The organism is Ruegeria sp. BF8 (assembly GCF_056538625.1).
In genome coordinates this window covers 1,219,059-1,233,987 of the sequence record NZ_JBQFTL010000001.1, presented here as the reverse complement: position 1 = coordinate 1,233,987, position 14,929 = coordinate 1,219,059, and the positions used below count along the sequence as shown (strand labels likewise).

General features: G+C 62.2%; 13 protein-coding genes. 3 read left to right on the top strand and 10 right to left on the bottom strand.

Going from position 1 to position 14,929, the window contains the following annotated elements; translation table 11 throughout:
• Positions 1 to 57: 57 nt before the first annotated feature.
• The 4 genes from ACR0LD_RS06160 to ACR0LD_RS06145 are packed head-to-tail and all read right to left on the bottom strand — an operon-like array spanning position 58 to position 3,824.
• Positions 58 to 678 carry an ImuA family protein gene (locus ACR0LD_RS06160; protein WP_170524081.1) on the bottom strand — a complete coding sequence of 207 codons (621 nt, stop codon included), beginning with the start codon at positions 676 to 678 and terminating at the stop codon, positions 58 to 60.
• Positions 679 to 729: 51 nt separating this feature from the next.
• Positions 730 to 1,311 carry a retropepsin-like aspartic protease family protein gene (locus ACR0LD_RS06155; RefSeq protein WP_170338984.1) on the bottom strand — a complete coding sequence of 194 codons (582 nt, stop codon included), beginning with the start codon at positions 1,309 to 1,311 and terminating at the stop codon, positions 730 to 732.
• A gap of 42 nt (positions 1,312 to 1,353) precedes the next feature.
• Positions 1,354 to 1,974, bottom strand: coding sequence for a MarC family protein (locus ACR0LD_RS06150; protein WP_093961850.1), 621 nt, complete (start codon positions 1,972 to 1,974; stop codon positions 1,354 to 1,356).
• On the bottom strand, positions 1,971 to 3,824 hold the full coding sequence (locus ACR0LD_RS06145) for an ABC-F family ATP-binding cassette domain-containing protein (RefSeq protein ID WP_480635994.1): 1,854 nt from the start codon (positions 3,822 to 3,824) through the stop codon (positions 1,971 to 1,973). The genes ACR0LD_RS06150 and ACR0LD_RS06145 overlap by 4 nt, the downstream gene beginning before the upstream one ends.
• A gap of 106 nt (positions 3,825 to 3,930) precedes the next feature.
• On the opposite strand from ACR0LD_RS06145, the gene ACR0LD_RS06140 reads away from it, so the two are divergent.
• A complete protein-coding gene (locus ACR0LD_RS06140; protein WP_170366970.1) occupies positions 3,931 to 5,133 on the top strand; it encodes a multidrug effflux MFS transporter in 1,203 nt (400 codons plus the stop codon).
• A gap of 119 nt (positions 5,134 to 5,252) precedes the next feature.
• A complete protein-coding gene (gene ndk / locus ACR0LD_RS06135; protein WP_027237357.1) occupies positions 5,253 to 5,675 on the top strand; it encodes a nucleoside-diphosphate kinase in 423 nt (140 codons plus the stop codon).
• A 60-nt stretch (positions 5,676 to 5,735) separates the two neighbouring features.
• Here ndk and ACR0LD_RS06130 read toward each other — a convergent pair whose 3' ends face one another.
• On the bottom strand, positions 5,736 to 6,083 hold the full coding sequence (locus ACR0LD_RS06130; RefSeq protein WP_170339541.1) for a TfoX/Sxy family protein: 348 nt from the start codon (positions 6,081 to 6,083) through the stop codon (positions 5,736 to 5,738).
• Positions 6,084 to 6,225: 142 nt separating this feature from the next.
• On the opposite strand from ACR0LD_RS06130, the gene ACR0LD_RS06125 reads away from it, so the two are divergent.
• Positions 6,226 to 7,404, top strand: a complete 1,179-nt coding sequence (locus ACR0LD_RS06125) for a cytochrome P450 (RefSeq protein WP_480636285.1) — start codon at positions 6,226 to 6,228, stop codon at positions 7,402 to 7,404.
• Between the two features lie 24 nt (positions 7,405 to 7,428).
• Here the strand turns inward: ACR0LD_RS06125 and ACR0LD_RS06120 are convergent, their stop codons facing one another.
• The 5 genes from ACR0LD_RS06120 to ACR0LD_RS06100 form a co-directional block, all read right to left on the bottom strand.
• The gene (locus tag ACR0LD_RS06120; protein WP_170338977.1) at positions 7,429 to 8,799 is read right to left on the bottom strand and encodes a sensor histidine kinase; all 1,371 of its coding nucleotides are present in this window, start codon (positions 8,797 to 8,799) and stop codon (positions 7,429 to 7,431) included.
• Entirely contained in the window at positions 8,792 to 9,472 is a 681-nt protein-coding gene (locus ACR0LD_RS06115; RefSeq protein ID WP_093961855.1) for a response regulator transcription factor, read from the bottom strand. Before ACR0LD_RS06115 ends, ACR0LD_RS06120 begins: the two co-directional genes overlap by 8 nt.
• A gap of 165 nt (positions 9,473 to 9,637) precedes the next feature.
• Complete coding sequence (locus tag ACR0LD_RS06110) at positions 9,638 to 11,074, bottom strand: DegQ family serine endoprotease (RefSeq protein WP_170371198.1); 1,437 nt, start codon at positions 11,072 to 11,074, stop codon at positions 9,638 to 9,640.
• A 744-nt stretch (positions 11,075 to 11,818) separates the two neighbouring features.
• Positions 11,819 to 12,424 carry a nucleotidyltransferase family protein gene (locus ACR0LD_RS06105; RefSeq protein ID WP_480635991.1) on the bottom strand — a complete coding sequence of 202 codons (606 nt, stop codon included), beginning with the start codon at positions 12,422 to 12,424 and terminating at the stop codon, positions 11,819 to 11,821.
• Positions 12,425 to 12,456: 32 nt separating this feature from the next.
• Positions 12,457 to 14,874 (bottom strand): GcvT family protein, encoded by a 2,418-nt coding sequence (locus ACR0LD_RS06100; RefSeq protein WP_480635989.1) that lies wholly within the window; start codon positions 14,872 to 14,874, stop codon positions 12,457 to 12,459.
• Positions 14,875 to 14,929: the final 55 nt, after the last annotated feature.

The following is a 14,929-nucleotide window of genomic DNA, read 5'->3' as shown; positions in this document are numbered from 1 at the left end:
CTAGGGGGCGGGATGCGGTTTGACCAGTCACAACTTGCGTGATCCGGGGCCGGTCGGTCAGGCGCAGGTTTCCTCGGCGCCGATCCGTTGCAGGTGCAGCCCGGTGCGCGGCGCGGTCTGGGTGGCGTGCCAGCTGACCGGGGGCAGGGCGCGGGCGCGGCGGCGGGTCAGGGTCCAGCGGCGAGTCTGGCCCGTGTGCGCCGGGGCCATGTGCCAGCGCGTCTCGATGCCCTGCGCGCCGCCGTCGCCCGGGGTCAGCAGCAGCCCCAGCGGGGCCTGACCCATCGTGCCCCCCTGTTCGGCGGCCAGATGCATCCGGCGCACCGGCGTCAGACCCGGTGCCCCCGGCAGATCGCCGACCACCAGCGGCACCGCCCCGCTGCGCAGCGCCTCTTCGATGCACCACAGCAGGTCCTCGGCCCGGGTGGGGCGGACGAACAGGAAACGGGCGGGATCGGCAAAGGGCATCATGCCGTCGGGGTTCAGCTGATCGGCCTCCCACGCGGGCGAGATCCACAGAACCGGCCCCTGCGCCTGACCGGCCAGCCACATGGCAAAGCTGCGCCGCGCGGGGCCGCAGGCCTCGTGCACGCGGGCCAGTTGCAGCGAAATCTCATCATGCAGGGTCAGCCCCGGCGCCGCGCGCGCCGGTTTGCGGCCAAGAAGATGCGTGGACATGGCCGAATGCTAGCATGTTCGCACTTTGTTCTCAATCCCGAAAGCCGCCGTTCAGCGCGACAGGATCATCCGGCCGTCAGAAAACTGGATGTTGGAAAAACGGTGCAGGTAATCCATGCCCAGCAGGGACTGGTCCAGATCTCCTCCGTTGATCCATGCCGCAACATTTCGGTCCGTGATGGGCCCCAACGCCAGGCTGTCGAGGCGCACAGGCGCAGTCTGGACCACCCCATTTGCGGTCGAGGCACGCCCGTGAAAGGTCAGCTGACCGGTATCGAATCCGACGCGCTCCGCGTCCTGCGGGCTCAGCACGATCTGGCTGGCCCCGGTATCCACCAGGAATGTCACCGGTTTGCCATTCACCAGCATCGGCAAGTAGTAGTGCCCGTCGAACGAGCGGGGTACTTCGATCACATCTCCGGTCACGGACATCTGCGGAGATACGCCAACGGTCGAGCGGATGTCGCCCCAAAGGCCGACAACGGCAATGATCCCGATGAAGATGAAGACCCAGGCCATAGCCATCTGCAGGGTCTTCCCCAACGACTGCCGATTGTGAGTGAAGAACCACATCAGCAGTGCGGCTCCCAGCAGAACCAGATAGGCCAACCGTCCAAAATCGTTACCATCCATGCGGGCACCCGAAACCTTCTTTCATAAGGTCAATATGGGGTTTCAGGACGCGAACCCAAAGGCCTTGAGCCCGTCAAGAATGAACTGAACCGACAGCGCGGCCAGCAACATGCCCAGAAGGCGGGTCAGCACGGTCAGGCCGGTCTTGCCCAGAATGCGCGCGATCAGGCCGCTGGACAAGAAGAACAGCAATACAACCGCCATCACGGCAAGCATCACGCCAACAGCGGCAGCGATGCCCTGAATGCCGGGGTGCTCACCGGCCAGAAGGATGATCGTTGCGATCGATCCGGGCCCGGCCACCAGCGGAATGGCCAGCGGAAAGACCGAGGGGTCAGGGTGCTCTTCTTCTTCCGCTCGGTCCTCGCGCCGCTTGTTGCGCCGCTCGAACAGCATGTCGAGCGCGGTCAGAAACAGCAATGCGCCGCCAGCGACCTTGAAAGCCTCCATCGAGATGCCGACAAAGCCGAGAACCGCCTCTCCGAAAGCGGCGAAGGCGATAAGGATGCCCGAAGCGGTCAGGCACGTGCGGTAGGCGACGCGGCGACGGGTGGCCGGGTCCATTCCTTGTGTCAGCGCGACGAAGATCGGTGCGGTGCCAAAGGGATCGATCACAACGAACAGGGTTGTGAACGCGGTTATAAAGAATGCCATTTCGATCATGCGGCGGCCTCTGCGCTTTCCAGCCGCTCGGCGGCGGCGACCCACAGCGCCTCGGCGCGGGACATGGCCTCGACCACCTCGGCGAATTTTCGGTTCCAGGTTTCCAGATCAGCGATCCGGTCATCTTCGTACAAGGCCGGGTCGGACAATTTGGCCGAGAGCTTTTCGTGCATGTCCGTCAATTTCTCCAGCCGTTCCTCGCATTTCCGCAAGTCGGCCCGTAGCGCGAGAATGGTATCGCGAGAGGCGCGTTTGGGTTTGGCGGCCGGTTTTTCCCGGGCCGGTGGTTTGTCGCGCGCATGCAGCATCTGGCGATAGGCTTCCAGGTCGCCGTCAAAGGGTTTGACCGTGCCGTCCGAGACCAACCACAGCCGATCGGCCACCAGCCCCAGCAGGTGCATGTCGTGGCTGACCAGAACCACAGCACCGGAATAGGCAGTCAGCGCCTCGACCAGGGCCTCGCGGCTTTCGATGTCCAGATGATTGGTCGGCTCGTCGAGGATCAGCATGTGCGGCGCGTCGATCGTCGCGATCAGCAGCGACAGGCGCGCTTTCTGGCCGCCTGAAAGCCGGCCCACCTCGGTTTCGGCCTGATCCGCGCCCAACCCGAAACCGGCCAGACGAGCGCGCAGCTGGGCCGGGGTCTCGGTCGGGCGCAGGCGCCGCAGGTGATCCAGCGGTGTTTCGTCCACATGCAGCTCGTCCACCTGATGCTGGGCGAAATACCCGATGCGCAGCTTGCTGCTGCGGGTCATCTTGCCCGCCATCAGCGGCAGCCGGTCCGACAGCAGCTTGGACAGGGTCGATTTGCCCTGACCATTCTTCCCCAACAGCGCGATCCGGTCGTCCTGATCAATGCGCAGGTTCAGCCGGCGCAGCACCTCGGTGTCGCCATAGCCGGTGACGCCGCCCTCAATCTGAATGATCGGCGGCGACAGTTCCTCGGGCTCGGGGAACGAGAAGGCGCGCAAGGCGGCCTCCTGCGGGGTCGAGATCAACTGGATCCGTTCGATCATCTTCAGCCGCGATTGTGCCTGAACGGCCTTGGACGCCTTGTAGCGGAACCGGTCAACGAAGCTTTGCAGATGGGCGATGCGGGCCTTGGCCTTGGCGTTTTCGGCCTCGGCCTGAGCCAGACGTTCGGCGCGGCGTTCGGCGAACTTGTCGTAGGGCACCGCGTAATAGGTCAGCTGGCGGTCTTCCAGATGCAGGATCGAGCCGACCGCCCGGTTCAGCAGGCCCCGGTCGTGGCTGATGACGATGACCGTATGCGGATATTTCGCCAGATAGCTTTCCAGCCACAGCGCGCCTTCAAGGTCCAGATAGTTGGTCGGTTCGTCCAGCAGCAGCAGATCGGGCTGCGAGAACAGGACCGCCGCCAAAGCGACCCGCATCCGCCAGCCGCCCGAGAAATCGGAACAGGGCCGCTGCTGATCGGCATCGTCAAAGCCCAGCCCTTTGAGGATCGTGGCCGCGCGGGCTTCGGCCGACCAAGCATCGATATCGGCCAGTCGGGTCTGAATCTCGGCAATCCGGTCGGGGTCGGTGGCCTGCTGCGCCTCGGCCATCAGGGCGCTGCGCTCGGTGTCGGCGGCGAGGACCGTGTCGATCAGCGACACATTGGACGAGGGTACCTCTTGCGACACGCCGCCGATCCGCGCGCGGCGGGGCAGGGTAATGCTGCCCGATTCCAGCGCCAACTCGCCCCGGATCAGGCGGAACAGAGTAGTCTTGCCGGTGCCGTTGCGGCCGACCAGACCCACCTTGTGGCCTTCGGGAATGGTGGCGCTGGCGCCCTCGAACAGAGGGCGGCCTTCGACCGAATAGGTGATGTTCTCGATCCGTAGCATGGGCCGCTCTTAGCAGAGCGATACTGGCACCGCCAGACGCAAGCCATGTGCAAACCACATGCGCTGTGCTAGCGCTTTTGCAGATGAACGAAATTCGGATGTTGAGATGCGGGCCGCACAAACTCCACCCTCTTTGGTGACCCTTGTCCTTGCGACCGGTCTGTCCGTGCTGTCGTTGAACATGTTCCTTCCGTCCCTTGCGAACATGGCGGTCGATTTTCGGGCGGATTATGCGCTGGTGAACCTGTCGATCGCAGCCTATCTGGCCGTGTCCGCCGTACTGCAACTGATCCTTGGGCCAATGTCCGACCGGTTCGGGCGCAGGCCGGTTCTTTTGACCTGCATGGCGGTCTTTGTGGCGGCGTCACTTGGCTGTGTTCTGGCGGAGTCGATCTGGACCTTTCTAGGGTTCCGTCTGATGCAGGCCGCCGTGGTCGGGGGCTCGGTGCTGTCTGCCGCGTCGATCCGCGACCAGTTTCCGCCCAACGAGGCCGCAAGCAAGCTGGGATATGTCGCCATGGCAATGGCTTTGGCGCCGATGCTGGGCCCGATGCTGGGTGGCACTTTGGACATGCTGTTCGGGTGGCGGGCCGGGTTCGTCTTTTACACGGTTGCAGGGGCGGCGCTGCTGACGCTGCTCTGGGCGGATATGGGCGAAACCAACCACAACCGGTCCGCCACTTTTGCCGCGCAGATGCGCGAATACCCGCACCTGTTCCGTGCCCGGCGGTTCTGGGGCTACGCGTTGTGCGCGGCATTCTCGATCGGGGGGTTCTACAGTTTCATCACCGGAGCGCCCCTGGTGGCCGCCGCCTGGTTCGATCTGAGCCCCGCCACACTGGGCCTGGGGATCGGCATCATCACCGGCGGTTTCATGGTCGGCAATTTCGTAACGGGTCGGATCGCCGCGCGTACTCGGCTGACGACGATGATTCTGGCCGGGCGCATCATCGCCTCGGTCGGGCCGTTCTGCGGGCTGTTGCTGTTTTTAGGGGGGATGGGGTCGGTCTGGGTGTTTTTTGGATCAGCCATATTTGTTGGTTTTGGAAACGGTTTGACGAACGCCAACGCATCTGCGGGCGTCATGTCGGTTCGACCGCAACTGGCCGGCAGCGCGGCGGGCCTGTCGGGCGCTCTGATCGTCGCGCTCGGTGCGGTCATCACTTCGATCACCGGAGCTGCGGTCAGCCCCGAAAACGGCCCGTATCTGGTGCTGTCGATGATGGCAGGCAGCAGCTTTCTGGGCCTTTTGGCCGTTCTGTATGTCCGTTGGGTGGATGCACGGGACCCGCTTCCCGACGCAATCTGACGCCCAAAGGCGCGATCGCGCCATCATTCCACTTTTCACGGGCGAAATACCGTGTTAGGCGGCGCGCGATGAATTTCGCGCGGCCCAGCCCGCGCCGTCAGACCAAGGAGAGGCCCGATATGGCACTGGAACGCACTTTTTCGATCATCAAGCCCGATGCAACCCGCCGCAACCTGACCGGCAAGATCAACGCCAAGTTCGAGGAAGCCGGCCTGCGCATCGTCGCGCAGAAGCGCATCCACATGACCAAGGAACAAGCCGGCAAGTTCTACGAAGTTCATGCCGAGCGTCCGTTCTATGACGAACTGTGCGAGTTCATGTCGTCGGCACCGGTTGTCGTTCAGGTTCTGGAAGGCGAAAATGCCATTGCCAAGAACCGTGAAGTCATGGGTGCAACCAACCCCGCCGATGCGGCACCGGGCACCATCCGCGCCGAATTCGCCGAGTCCGTCGGTGAGAACTCGGTTCACGGCTCGGACGCGCCGGAAACCGCAGCGGTTGAGATCGCATATTTCTTCTCGGGCATCGAACTGGTCGGCTAAGCCGCACCACGATACCTGTCGAGATTGCCGCGTCCGATTTCGGGCGCGGTTTTTTGTTGGTCAGACGGATTTCAGATCGTCAGGGCCGACACGTACACCGATGGCATCCAAATCCGCGACGATCCGGGACGCCGGAGCCTGGTTCGTTGACGATTTCAAAGCATCGAACCTTGCGCGCAGGGCTTTCTTTTCTTCGCCCTTGCAATCGTTCCAGGGGCGGCCCTGCAAGCCCATGACCAACACGTAATAGCCGATGAAATGAGGCCGGGTTCCGGCCTGTATCAGCCGGGCATAAGCCGCATCGGCACCAAGTTCGCGTAGCTCTTCGGCCGAGTGGATGCCCGCACGGGCACAGGCCTGCTCGAAAGCAGGTCCAAGATTGCGGATGGAAGACACAGGTTCGGGCATGTTTCTTTCTTAGCTTTGCCAGGGCGTGCTGTCACTGCTCGCCGGAACGTTGTGCGACGAATTCTGTTGCGCTAGGCATTGAGCGACGGGTTCGTGCAGGAGGGGGAAGGAATTGACAAGCGACATCAACAATCTGGACCTGATGAACCCGCCCGAGGGCTTCATCGACAATCCCTTCCCGTTTTATGATGCGCTGCTGTCTTCGGCGCCGGTTCTGGCGCAGCCCGATGGCTCGGTTCTATTGTCGCGGCACGCTGATCTGGACCGGATCTATCGGGACACGACCCTGTACTCGTCCGACAAAAAGGCCGTGTTCGGACCAAAGTTTGGTCCGGGATCACCATTGTTCGAGCATCACACCACCTCGCTGGTGTTCTCGGATCCGCCATTGCACACGCGGGTTCGCAAAATCATGACTTCGGCCCTGACCCCGCGCGCCATCGCCCGGATGGAGCCCGGTTTGATCCAGACCGTCGATCGTTTGCTGGATCGCCTGGAAGACAAGCGGCAAGTGGATCTGATCGAAGACTATGCCGCCACCATCCCGATCCAGATCATCGGAAACCTTCTGGACGTACCGGTGGACGAGCGCGAACCGCTGCGCGACTGGTCCCTGGCCATTCTTGGGGCGCTCGAACCGGCACTGAGCGCCAAGCAACTCGAGGACGGCCATGCGGCCGTTCGGGACTTCAAGGAGTATCTGGCCGATCTGGTGGCACGGCGCAGGGCCGCGCCCGGCGACCCCGAAACCGACGTCCTGACGCGGTTGATCCGCGGTGAAGGGGCCGACGAAAAGTTGAGTGAAATCGAGTTGCTTCAGAATTGCATCTTCATTCTGAATGCGGGTCATGAAACCACGACGAACCTGATCGGAAACGGGTTGGCCCTGCTGCATGACCACCCGGAGCAGCGTCAGCGGCTTATGGATGATCCAAGCCTGATCAATACGGCGGTCGAAGAGGTTTTGCGGTTCCGTTCACCCAACCAGTTCGGCAACCGGGAAACGACGGCTGACATCGTGATTGACGGGTGTCCGATTGCCAAGGGCACCAACCTTCATCTGTGTATCGGCGCTGCAAACAGGGATCCGGCCGTGTTCCCAGACCCGGGTTTGTTCGACATTTCGCGCAAACCGAACCGTCACCTTGCCTTTGCCGGTGGGCCGCACGTTTGCGCAGGTCTTACACTTGCGCGCCTTGAAGGGCGGGTCGCCCTGTCGCGGTTCGTGACACGGTTCCCAGATTTCCAACTGTCCGATGAACGTGTCAGAGGTGGGCGTATGCGGTTCCGCGGATACGCTTCCTTGCCTGCGAACCTTTGATCGGCAAAAACGTGGGGCGTTAACCTAGGGTTTTTGCGCCAGCTTCAGAACTGCCTTCAGCCCGGGATCCGCATTCTGGGCACTGAAGCCCCCGCCATGCATGCGGGTGATGGCCGCCACCAAAGCCAGTCCGAGGCCTGAGTTTCGGTCCGATCGCGCGGGATCGAGCGTGACGAAGGGCAGTTGAAGCTGCGACAGCATCTCGGCCGGCACGCCCGGGCCGCGGTCGCGGACACTCAGCAGGGCAAACGGGCCGTCTTCGCGCAGTTCGATGGAAATTGCAGTTCCTTGAGGGGCATAGCGCATGGCGTTTTCCAGAAGGTTCGACAGGGCCTGCGACAGCAAAGGGCGGTGCCCCATGATCGGAGCCGCCCGACCCGTGACCTCGAGGCGCACATCCTTGTCGGCCGCGACCGGTTCGTACAACTCCACGGCATCGTTGACCAAGCGCTCAAGGTCCACAGGTTCAAACTGCTCCCGCCCCAACCCCGCCTCGGCGCGTGAGATCTCGGTCAGCTGTCCGAGAACCCGCAACACGTGATCGATTTCGGCCGTTGCCCGGGCGATGTCGACCTCACGATCCAGGTCGCTTTTGCCTGGCTCGGCCAAGGCGACCACCCGCTGCTTCAACCGGGACAGAGGTGACCGCAGATCATGCGCGATCGAATTTGACGTGGTGCGCAAGTTGCTAACCAACTCTTCGATCCGGTCCAGCATGTTGTTCAATGTGCCTGCCATCTGGTCGAACTCGTCGCCGGTGCCACGCTGTGGCATTCGTTGGGACAGGTCGCCGGACACGATGGTTTCTGCGGTGTCGGCGATATCCTTCAGCCGCGAAAACACCAGACGGGTCAAAAGCCAACCGGTCAGAATGCTCAGCGCAAGGGCCGCGCCCAGGGCCAGCGCCACCGAATGAAACAGCACCCGGTCGAACTGCTGACGGGCGAGGGCGTCGCGGCCCACCAACAGCCGTTCGCCGCCGGGCAGCAAGATCGATGCGGCGGAGATCGGGACCAGCTGATCCGTCTCGGTTCTGCGCAGTTCCAGATCCACCCACCCACTGCCAGCGGCGATGCCTTCGGGCCATCGCTTGAGGTTGCCGGCCAAGGTTTTTCCCGAGCGGTCAGCCAACAGATAAAGCGCATCACGCTCGGACGCGGTCGGAAGCCGGCGTTCGATGGCCACCATCAGGCCGACTAGCCCCAGGCGTTCGTACTCGTCCGCCAGCCCGGTCAGTTCGGCGGACACGACAGATCGGGTTTCGCCTTCGATCGTGCGGTTGGCGGTGATATAGACCAGCAACAATACGGCCGCGGTCAGCAATGTGCTGAGCACCATGCTGGCCAGCACCAACCGTGTCCTAGAGTCCTTGAACGACAAGGGTGACTTAACCATCAGAAACCATGTAACCGGCCCCGCGCACGGTTTCGATCAGTGGTGGTTCACCACCTTCATCCAATTGCCGACGCAGTTTGGAGATGTGAACGTCGACGACGTTTGTGTTCGGGTCGAAATGGTAGTCCCAGACACCCTCGAGAAGCATCGTCCTCGACACCACCCGGTTTTTCCTCCGAAGGAAGAATTCCAGAATCTGGAACTCTCTGGGCGTCAGGGTGATCTCGCGACCGTTGCGTGTGACCTTTCGGGTCAGCAGATCCATTTCAAGGTCGCGGCATTTGAGGGTCGGGGTTTCCTCGGATTCCTGAGGTCGGCGCAACAGGGCTTCGATCCGGGCATGAAGTTCCTGAAATGAGAAGGGCTTGACCAGATAGTCGTCGGCACCCGCATGCAGCCCTTTCACCCGCTCGTCCACGGCGCTCATGGCTGTCAGCATCAGAACCGGCGTCTTGACCCCGGCGGCGCGCATCGACTTGATCAGGGCCAGACCATCCAGCCCGGGCAGCATCCTGTCCAGAACGACCGCGTCAAATCCGCCGTCGGTCGCGTGGTACAAACCTTCGCGGCCGTCCTCGGCGCATTCGACGACATAACCTTCTTCGCCAAATCCCTTGGCGATGAAGTCCCGCGTGTCTTCATCATCCTCAACGATCAACAGACGTCTGCTCATGGTCGGATTTCCTTTCACTCAGGATATAATCACGTATGGACAGGTAAAAAAACTGCCGGGTGCGAAATCCGCACCCGGCAATCCCGACAGCACGTGGACAAATCGTGTCCGCCAGGAGATGCGCGCACCGGATATCCCCATCATGCGGTGCGCGCGGGACGCAGGTCAGGCGATCTCGACGGCGACGAAGATCTGATTGCCGCCGCGGTTGATCAGCATCAGCGCCGGATCGGTCTTCTGATCTTCGAGCGCGGATTTGAGCGCCTCGGGTGTTTCCACATCCTGGTTGCCCAGCTTCACGATCACGTCGCCCTGCCGCAGACCGGCCTTGGCCGCCGGGCTGTCCGGCTTGAGCGAAGTGACGACCACGCCGTGCACGTTCTCGGGAACTCCGATCTGCGCACGAGTCGCTTCGGACAGCGGTGCTACGGTGACACCCAGCGTCTTGCCCGCCACCGCGTCATCGGTCGGTTCCGCGTTTGCCGCCATCTGGGCCGAATGCTGCCCGAGCGTGACGTTCAGGGTCTCTTCCTTGCCATTGCGCAGGACGGTAACCTTGCTGTCGGTTCCGACGGCCGTGGTCCCAACGAGCACCGGCAGTTCACTGCTCGAGTCGACCTGTTCGCCATTGAAGGCGATGATCACGTCGCCCTGTTGCAGCACGCCCTGAGCGGGGCTGTCCGGCAGAACCTCGGACACCAGTGCGCCGACAGTGCCATCGACACCCATCGCTGCTGCCAGCTCGGGGCTGATGTTCTGGATCGAGACACCCAGCCAGCCACGGCTGACCTGGCCATCGTCACGCAGGTCCGCAGCGATGTGCTCGACGATGTTCGAAGTCACGGCAAAGCCCAGTCCGACCGAACCGCCACTGGGCGAATAGATGGCCGAGTTCACCCCAACGACTTCGCCGTCCATGTTAAACAGGGGACCGCCCGAGTTGCCTTTGTTGATGGCCGCATCGGTCTGAATGAATTCAGCGTAGGGGCCTTCCGAGATATTGCGTCCCTTGGCGGAAACGATGCCGGTCGTGACGGTCGAACTCAGGCCGAAGGGGTTGCCGATGGCAACCACGTCTTCGCCCACGCGGATGTCATCGCTATCCCCCAGCGGGACCGGCTGAAGCGCCTCATCCGCCTCGATCTTGAGCAGCGCGATATCGGTCAGGGGATCGGTCCCCACGACTTCAGCCTCGTACGAACGATCATCGCTCAGGCGCACGGTGATCTTGCTGGCTTTGTCGACGACGTGGTGGTTGGTGATGATATAGCCATCTTCATCCAGTACGAACCCGGATCCCAAGCCCTGACTGGGACCACGGCGCGGGGCGTCAAAGCCTTCGGGAATCCCGAAACGTTTGAAGAACTCACCAAAAGGCTGACCTTCGAAATCAAACTCCTGGCCGCTCGCTGGCGACGGGGCCGCGTCAATCGAGGCAATGACGGTTACCACGGACGGTGAAACGGTCTCGACCAGATCCGCCAGGGCTTCGTCGGCCTGCGACGGAATGGCGGTCGCGGCCAGCAACGCCGCGCTCAGCGCGGTGGCGCCAAACAGCCCTGAGGTGCGAGGAAGAATAAGGGGGGATTTGCGGATGCTCATGTTGACTAGGTCTCCTTGGTTCGGCGCTTGTTGATGTGCGCTTTGCAGGGAACATGAGCCGCCAGTCTTTGCGTTTTCTGACTGATCAATTAATAAATCTTAATTTTGCCACATTGCAGGCGTCTGGTAGCGCTCGCAATCCCGGGAATCGGCCGTGGGAGTTGCCGGTCGAATCGGTGGATTGTTGCCGAAATGAGGGTCAAATTCGCAAAAGCATTGAATTGAATCAAATTTGTTAACAGTCCGGCGGCGGTTTTTGACCGAATTTTTGGGGACACTCACAGGTTGCGCCACCGCCCTTTCAGAAGGTGGTATTTTTCTAATAGGTCTTTGCAAAAATGTCATTTTGATCGTTTAGCGCTAAAAAATTCTTGTCGTGGGTCAGCAATGGTAAAGCGCACGAACAACCTTGGGTAGATTTTCGTGACGCGCGTTGTTGCGGAAATACCATCACGAATCCGGCAAAATTAACCGATTCAACCAATTTTACGTTGTTTGCACTGAACTTATCGGTGACGATGAACGTGCCCAAGTGAAAGGGGGGCCTGACAGCATCAAGGGGGTGCTTGAAGGCAGATCTCAGTCACCGGAAGCGCTGAGCGGCATGTTAACGAGGGGGTCTTGTTTCGGTTCGGCAGCACATTGGTCCGATGTCTTGACGACATCCGGGCCGCGTTTTCGGGATTGGTGAAAGTGGTAGTCCTGTTTTGGGCAACCGGCCCGGTCGTTCTCGACCGGGCCGCGTTACTTTTGGGATCTTTGCTTTTTGCGCCATTCGGCCCACGCTTGGGGCGTATCCAGATCCAGAATAGCGTTCTGACCCGGCAAAGGCTGCAGGTGCACCTGGTCCAGATGCGCGCGTACGATGGCTTGTGCGCCGCCATCTCCGGTCAAATGCGCCAGATCAGCAAAGAGACTTCGGTCGAAGATTACAGGATGGCCTGGAACTCCGTCCGAGGATGCTCCGCGCCAGATCAGCTTGTCAGGATGTTCGGTGACCGACCGGAGGACCGCGCGTAGATCGTCTGATGTCAGCTCTGGAAGATCGGCCAGCAGGATCATCGCTGCCCGGGCGGATACCGGCAGCTGCGCGACGGCCCTGCGCAAACTGGCATTCATGCCTTCATCCGCATCGGGAACTGAAACGACCTCCAAGTCCATCCCGCTCAGGGCGGTGTATCGCGGGTGAGGCGCCGGCGGCAGGGCGACGATGACCGGCCCGACAGCTCGTGCGTTTTCGGCCGAGCGCCGGATCAGTGGTTGACCTTCAACAATTTGCATCAACTTGTCCACTCCGCCCATACGGCGAGAGCTTCCGGCGGCCAGCAAAATGACAGGGATATCCTTCATGGCGGCCACCTTGCCGCCAACCGGAACGGCTGTCACCCCCGCATACGCGCACCGTCGGGGTCAAATAGTGGACTGGTCAGCACACGGGCCTTGCGCATCTGGCCCAGGATTTCAATTTCGACCGCCAAGCCGTCGGCCGCCAGTTCCGTTGGCAGGAAGCCCATGGCAACTGATTTCTGTGCGAAATGCGAATACCCACCGGATGTACAAAACCCAACGACCGCGCCATCATGCCAGATGGGCTCGTAGGCGTTCACATCCGCGTCTTCGGCCTCGACCTCAAAGGCCACAAGCTTGCGGGCTGTTCCTTCAGCCCGCTCGGCCTCGGCGGCAGCGCGCCCGATGAAATCGACGTTCTTGGAGAACGAGATGAAGCGGTCCAGCCCGGTTTCAGCGGCTGTGTAGTCGGGCGAGAACTCGCGCATCCACGAGCCGAAGAACTTGTCGAGCCGCAGGCTCATCATCGCGCGCATGCCGAACGGCACCATGCCGTGCGGTTGCCCGGCCTGCCACAGGGTCCACCACAGCTGGCGCTGCGCCATCGGATCGCAGTAGATCTCGAACCCCAGATCGCCGGTATAGCTGACCCGCTGCATGATGCAGTCGGTCATGCCCACGACCATGCGGCGTACGTCCATGAAGCGCATGTCGCTGATATCGGTGCGGGTGCAGGCGGCCAGAACCTCGCGGGCCTTGGGGCCTGCAATCTGGAAGCCGTTGCGTTTGTCGCTGATATTCTCGACGGTTACGCCGTCTTGTTGATGCTGCAGGAACCAGCGCATGTGGAAGTTTTGTGCGCCGTAGGAGGCGGTGAGCTGAAACTCCTCCTCGCCCAGGCAGGACACGGTGAAATCCCCGATCAGCTTGCCCTTGGGCGACAGCATCGGGGTCAGCGACAGGCGGCCCGGCTTGGGGATGCGCCCGGCCATGATCCGGTCCAGCCAGTCGCGGGCGCGCGGACCGGTGGCAAGGTATTTGCCGAAATTGTGCACCTCGTTGATGCCGACGCCCTCGCGCACGGCGCGCACCTCGCGGCCCGTTGCGGCGAAGGCGTCCGAGCGGCGGAAGGACGGGGTTTCATAGGTCGGCTCGCCCCCTTGCGCGAAATAGTTGGCGACCTCGAGCCCGTATTGCTGGCCCCAGACCGCACCCAGATCGCTGAAGATGTCATACATCGGCGTGGTGCGGTTGGGCCGCGCGGCCGGCAGTTCCTCGTTGGGGTAGGCGACGGAGAAACGCTTCTGATAGTTCTCGATCACCTTGGGGCGGGTGTAGCCGGGGGTGATCCAGTCGCCGAAGCGGGCCACGTCCATGGCAAAGACGTCGCGCTCGGGTTCGCCCTCGATCATCCATTGCGCCAGCGTCAGGCCGACGCCGCCGCCCTGGCTGAACCCGGCCATCACGCCGCAGGCCGACCAGTAGTTGCGCACGCCGGGCACAGGCCCGACCAGCGGGTTGCCGTCGGGGGCAAAGGTGAAGGGGCCGTGGATCACCGATTTCACCCCGGCTTCGGCCAGAACCGGGAAGCGGCGATAGGCGAATTCGATCGAGTCGGTGATCTTGTCGAAATCGTCGGGCAGCAGCTCGTGCCCGAACTCCCACGGCGTGCCGTCCACGGCCCAGGGTTTGCAGGGTTGTTCGTAGAAGCCGATGCAGAGACCGCGGCCTTCCTGCCTCAGATAACTTTCGCCGGCCGGGTCCATGACGTGCGGATGCTCGCTGCCCGCGTCGATGATCGCCTCGATTTCGGGGATGGTGTCGGTGACGAGGTACTGGTGCTCCATCGGGTGCAGCGGGAAGTAGATGCCCGCCATCGCGCCAACTTCGCGTGCCCAGAGGCCGCCAGCGTTGACGATATGCTCGGCGTGGATGGTGCCCTTGTCCGTCACAACGTCCCACGTGCCGTCGGGGCGCTGGTTGGTTTCACGCACCATGCAGTGGGTCTCGATCGTGGCGCCGCCCATCCGCGCGGCCTTGGCATAGGCGTGGGTCGTGCCCGAAGGGTCGAGGTGCCCGTCCAGCGGATCATAGAGCGCGCCGATGATCCCGTCGGTGTTGGTGATGGGGGCGATCTGCTTGATCTCGTCGGGGCCGACGATCTCGGTCTCCAACCCCATGAAGCGATGCTTGGCGCGTTCGGCCAGCAGCATGTCGAACCGGTCCTGGTTGTCGGCCAGCGTGATGCCGCCCACATGGTGCAGCCCACAGGACATGCCGGTGATCTCTTCCAGTTCCTTGTACAGCCTGATGGTATAGCCCTGCAGCGCGGCCATGTTGGTGTCGCCGTTCAGCGTGTGGAACCCGCCCGCCGCGTGCCAGGTCGATCCGCTGGTCAGTTCCGACCGTTCCAGCAGCATCACATCCGACCAGCCCAGCTTGGTCAGGTGATACAGCACCGAACACCCGACAACTCCACCGCCGATCACGGCAACCTGACACGTGGTTTTCATCCGCACCTCCTTGCGTCTGGCCCGAAGGTGCAGGGGTGCCGCGCCGGTATCTGTC